This is a genomic window from Mesorhizobium sp. M1E.F.Ca.ET.041.01.1.1 (assembly GCF_003997355.1).
Classification (GTDB): Bacteria; Pseudomonadota; Alphaproteobacteria; order Rhizobiales; family Rhizobiaceae; genus Mesorhizobium.
Window position 1 is genome coordinate 1 of the sequence record NZ_RZSL01000690.1, and the last position, 2,794, is coordinate 2,794.

Here is a 2,794-nt window from a genome sequence, read left to right on the forward strand (position 1 = left end):
TGCCTGGTCGAAGCGGATGAAATTGGCCGGCACGCTGATCAAATTGTTGCCCATGACGACCTGTCGGACGGTCTTGTCGTCGGTATAGCCGGCCATGGCGATCGATCGCCCAAGCCATTTGCCGCCGACGCTGATTGCCACCGAAAGCAGGGCCAGCGCCGCGAAGGCATAGAAAACCCGCTTCATGAAGGTCGAGTCGACGACCTCGAAGTCCGGGCTTTCGGCGGCGGTTGCCTCTCTCATCGCGATTCCCAATCCGCTCACCTGTCCTCAGGTGGCACAGCTTCGCGCGGCATGGCTCTTGCAGCGCATGGGTACGACTGTGCGGTTTCATGGTAAATGGTTGGTAAAGATGGATCCCATGCTGCTCCCTCTCTACGCATTTGCGGTCGGCCTGACGACTTGCGGCCTCGCCGGCTCGGCGATGGAGATCATCTCTGGCCGCCGGCTGGCCTTTGCCGAGCCCTATGTGTCGCCTGCCCATATTGTGCGCTCGCTTGCGGCAACTGCCTGCGCCGGCCCTTTCATGCTCGCCAATGATGCGCTTGCGGCCCGGCGCGAGGGGCGCATCGGCATGCTGGCGCTGCTTTCGTGTGGCTGCACCGCTGTCGCCTGGGCTCTGGCCCTCGGCATCGTGCTGATCACCGTCGCCTCATGGGCGACCGGTCTTTAGGTCTTTGATTTTAAGCATGTCTTTGTCCCGAAACCGCTGCACACTTTCGGGAGACATGCATTAGGCTCGGCCGAATTCTCGGCCTGAGACGATTCGGAGACGAAAATGCCAATCTATGCGATCGACGGAAAGGCGCCCCGATTCGACGATGTCGAAACCAACTGGATCGCACCGGACGCCACGCTGATCGGCAATATCACCGTCGGACTCAATGCCGGATTCTGGTTCGGTGTCGTCATCCGCGGCGATGGAGAGCCGATCACGATCGGTGCCGACACCAATGTGCAGGAACATACGATCATGCACACCGATCCGGGCTTTCCGCTCACCATTGGACAGGGCTGCACCATTGGCCATCGTGCCCTGCTGCATGGCTGCGCCATCGGCGACAACAGCCTGATCGGCATGGGCGCCATCGTGCTCAACGGCGCGAGGATCGGCAACAATTCCCTGGTCGGCGCCGGCGCCCTGGTGACGGAGAACAAGGTGTTCCCGGACAACTCGCTGATCGTCGGCTCGCCCGCCAAGGCGATCCGGGTGCTGGACGATGCGGCGATCGCCAGGCTGCGCGTCTCGGCCGCGCATTATGTCGCCAACGGCAAGCGCTTCAAGGCAGGATTGAAAGAGGCTTGAGTGGCCCCATTTGGCGCCGCGGCTTGGTCGTTTAAATTAATCGCGCCGGGATATCGCGTCGCGCAGCAGCGACGCCCCCGCTTCGAAACCGGCCTGGTCCGCGCCTTCCAGGGCGGTCTCATAATCATCGACGCGGGTTCTGAGCGACGGGTCCGCGCCTGACGCGAGCAGCAGGCGGATCGCTTCCGCGTCGCGCAGCGACACCGCATAGTGCAGCGGCGTCCAGTCGTTCACGCCGCGCATGTTCGGGTCGGCGCCATGTTTCAGCAGGAGCCGGACGACCTCCAGCTTGTCCGGCCGCTTCGTCGACAGCGCCGCGATGAGCGAAGGAAAGCCGGCAGGATCCTCGTAGTTCGGATTCGAGCCGGCCTCGAGCAAGGTTGCGATGAAGGCGGCCGGACTCCAATAGATCGCGTATTCCAGCGGATGGCCAAGGCCGAGCTCGAACGGCATCCGCTCATCGAACCAGCGCGCTGCGCCCCCCAGGGCCTTCCCGAGAGCCTCGAAGTCGCCTGCCTTGAAGCTTTCGTCGATGGCCATGAACAGCCGGTGGCGTTCGCAGCGATCGTCAGGGATCTCCAGCATGACAATGTCACTCGGATTTGCTTTTCCCTTTTTTAGCGGTAACTTTGACCCGTATTCGCATGGCACCGCCTTTGGGATTTTCAATATCGAATGCAGCGGTCTTCCTCACAAGGTCGCTCAATTTACCGAAGCCATAGGTGCGAGGGTCGAAATCGGAGAAGAGATTTGAAAGTTGCTGGCCGAAGGTGCCAAGACGCACCCAGCCATCTTCGCTTTCCATCTGGCCAATGACTTTCTTTAGTATAGGTGTCGCAGCGCTCGGCGCTTGAAGCGGCTTTCTTACCGGCGCAGCATCGTGAGTATCCCCCACGCTTCGGAGAAGGTTTTCTGTATAGACGAAACGGCGACATGCCTGCCGAAAACTCTCCGGGGTTTTCTGTTCGCCAAACCCGAATACATCAACACCCTGTTCGCGTATGCGCGCAGCAAGCCGCGTGAAATCGCTGTCGGAAGAGACCAAACAAAAGCCGTCGAAGCGACCGCTGTGAAGCAGGTCCATCGCGTCAATCACCAGTGTGATATCGGAAGCGTTTTTCCCAGTCGTATAAGCGAACTGCTGCTGGGGAATGATTGCATGCTTTGACAGGACGTCAGCCCACCCCTTCGACCGTGCATTCGAGAAGTCGCCGTAGATGCGTCGAACGCTGGCCTCGCCAATCTTGGCTATTTCCTCGAACAGGCCGTCGACGATCTTGGCGGAAGCGTTGTCGGCGTCGATAAGGACCGCCAAGCGTGGTGACCGGGGTTCTGTCGGCATGTTGGTGCTTCCCGTAGCTGGCGTGCTTGCGGATCTCAAACTCTTGGAACTGTCGCCATGCCCCGGTTCTCTTTGCTTCTTGTTGTAGCAGAGGTGGGCCGCAACAGAAATCTGCGCCTTGGCACAGTACCTTCTATCAGGGTTTC

4 protein-coding genes and 1 pseudogene are annotated in these 2,794 nt (G+C 60.2%); 2 read left to right on the forward strand and 3 right to left on the reverse strand.

All coding sequences use genetic code 11. The features are described 5' to 3' along the window. Positions 1-243, reverse strand: a pseudogene (locus tag EOA38_RS32635) (hypothetical protein); the annotation flags it as partial. Between the two features lie 109 nt (positions 244-352). Between EOA38_RS32635 and EOA38_RS32640 the strand changes: the two are divergent. Then, positions 353-673 carry a hypothetical protein gene (locus tag EOA38_RS32640; protein ID WP_127301163.1) on the forward strand — a complete coding sequence of 107 codons (321 nt, stop codon included), beginning with the start codon at positions 353-355 and terminating at the stop codon, positions 671-673. Positions 674-778: 105 nt separating this feature from the next. After that, on the forward strand, positions 779-1,306 hold the full coding sequence (locus EOA38_RS32645; protein WP_127301164.1) for a gamma carbonic anhydrase family protein: 528 nt from the start codon (positions 779-781) through the stop codon (positions 1,304-1,306). A gap of 36 nt (positions 1,307-1,342) precedes the next feature. On the opposite strand, the gene EOA38_RS32650 is transcribed toward EOA38_RS32645, so the two are convergent. Continuing rightward, positions 1,343-1,846: an ankyrin repeat domain-containing protein gene (locus EOA38_RS32650; RefSeq protein WP_245480980.1), complete on the reverse strand. Its 504-nt coding sequence runs from the start codon at positions 1,844-1,846 to the stop codon at positions 1,343-1,345. Between the two features lie 52 nt (positions 1,847-1,898). Beyond that, on the reverse strand, positions 1,899-2,648 hold the full coding sequence (locus EOA38_RS32655; RefSeq protein WP_127301166.1) for an NYN domain-containing protein: 750 nt from the start codon (positions 2,646-2,648) through the stop codon (positions 1,899-1,901). Positions 2,649-2,794 lie beyond the last annotated feature (146 nt).

Bases quoted from the DNA above. Each gene is read 5' to 3' on its own strand.
- EOA38_RS32640 (WP_127301163.1), top strand. From the start codon at position 353: ATGGATCCCATGCTGCTCCCTCTCTACGCATTTGCGGTCGGCCTGACG.
- EOA38_RS32645 (WP_127301164.1), top strand. From the start codon at position 779: ATGCCAATCTATGCGATCGACGGAAAGGCGCCCCGATTCGACGATGTC.
- EOA38_RS32650 (WP_245480980.1), bottom strand. From the start codon at position 1,846: ATGGCCATCGACGAAAGCTTCAAGGCAGGCGACTTCGAGGCTCTCGGG.
- EOA38_RS32655 (WP_127301166.1), bottom strand. From the start codon at position 2,648: ATGCCGACAGAACCCCGGTCACCACGCTTGGCGGTCCTTATCGACGCC.